Consider the following 1,305-nt stretch of genomic DNA (forward strand, 5'->3'; position numbering starts at 1 on the left):
TCCGTAGATCGGACTCATGGTACAGCAGCCCATCTAAAACATAGGTGGAGTCGCGCACACCCACATTAATCACCTTCGTACTGAAAGGAGCGTACTGTGAAGTGGACCCCCAAGACTAGACAGTTTTCAGGGGATGAATAAGCTAGGGATTCAGATTCTCAGATCCATTCAGTTTCGTGTTCAAGATCTCAATTGCTTTATCACTCACTTCGTTTCTTTAGATTATCACAATACACTTGATTTGGTGTCTGATAATCTAATCCTTGATGTGGACGAACTTGATTGTACCAACGAAACCACTGTTTGACCTCTTGCGTTAAATGTTGACCATCCTCGAACGCTTTGAGATAAATCAACTCATACTTTAGACTCCTCCACAATCGTTCGATAAAGATGTTGTCGTGGCAGCGCCCTCGACCATCCATACTAATCTGAACTCCAGAGGCTTTCAGACAGTCTGTAAAGGCGTTCGCTGTAAACTGTGCCCCTTGATCCGTGTTAAAGATCACAGGTGGGGTGTAGTTGGATAGGGTGCGACCTCTACTTGATTTAGTAGGTCAAGCATGATATCACTGAGTGAGGCAACCAAGAGGTGGTGAGTATGAGCGCTCAATTGCTGAGTCAAGAAGGGACGCAAGTCAGGATAGAAGTGACGATAGACCTGAGTCATTCGCTGCTGACCAGTGAAGAAGCGATTCAGGAAAGCCTCAACGAGGCGGGTCGTATTGCCACTACAGCCGCTCTTGAGTATCTGGACACCGACGGTTCAGCCATTGAGATTGCCGGAGAGGTGATGCGAACCAAAGGCAAGCAGCCCAAAGCGTATCAAACGCCCTACGGAGAAGTCGTGATTGAACGCCATGTCTATCAGCGCTCTGGAGGCGGGAAAACGGATTGTCCGCTAGAGCGAGCGTCTCGCATCATCATCACCTCCACGCCTCTGTTTGCGAAACAAGTGTCCTCGAAACTGGCGTATGGTTCCGCCCGAGACGTGCAGCGAGACTTGGCTGAGAATCATCAACGCCCGGTCGCCGTGTCCTACATCCAGCGTCTCAGTGAAGCGGTGGCCACGATCATTGAGGTGAAAGAAGAAAGTTGGGACTATGTGCCCCCTCAACTAGACGCTGAAATTGCCAGTGTTGCCATTGGCTTAGATGGCACCTGTATGCTGTTGTGCGACACCGGATGGAGAGAAGCCATGGTCGGCACCATCAGTCTGTATGACGCGTTTGGAGACCGACAACACACCATTTATATGGGAGCCACCCCCGAATATGGCAAGGCGACGTTTCTGGAACGGCTAGA

The 1,305-nt window shown here is 49.9% G+C and carries 3 pseudogenes; 1 reads left to right on the plus strand and 2 read right to left on the minus strand.

Features of this window, described 5'->3' with window-relative positions:
* Nucleotides 1-103 (minus strand): annotated as a pseudogene (locus A8707_RS30805) (Tn3 family transposase); the annotation flags it as partial.
* Between the two features lie 97 nt (nucleotides 104-200).
* Nucleotides 201-530: pseudogene (locus tag A8707_RS26145) on the minus strand (transposase); the annotation flags it as partial.
* Nucleotides 531-601: 71 nt separating this feature from the next.
* Between A8707_RS26145 and A8707_RS26150 the strand changes: the two are divergent.
* Nucleotides 602-1,305 (plus strand): annotated as a pseudogene (locus A8707_RS26150) (ISKra4 family transposase); the annotation flags it as partial.

Origin of the sequence: Phormidesmis priestleyi BC1401 (assembly GCF_001650195.1) — a bacterium.
In the GTDB taxonomy this organism is placed as follows: Bacteria; Cyanobacteriota; Cyanobacteriia; order Leptolyngbyales; family Leptolyngbyaceae; genus Phormidesmis_A; species Phormidesmis_A priestleyi_B.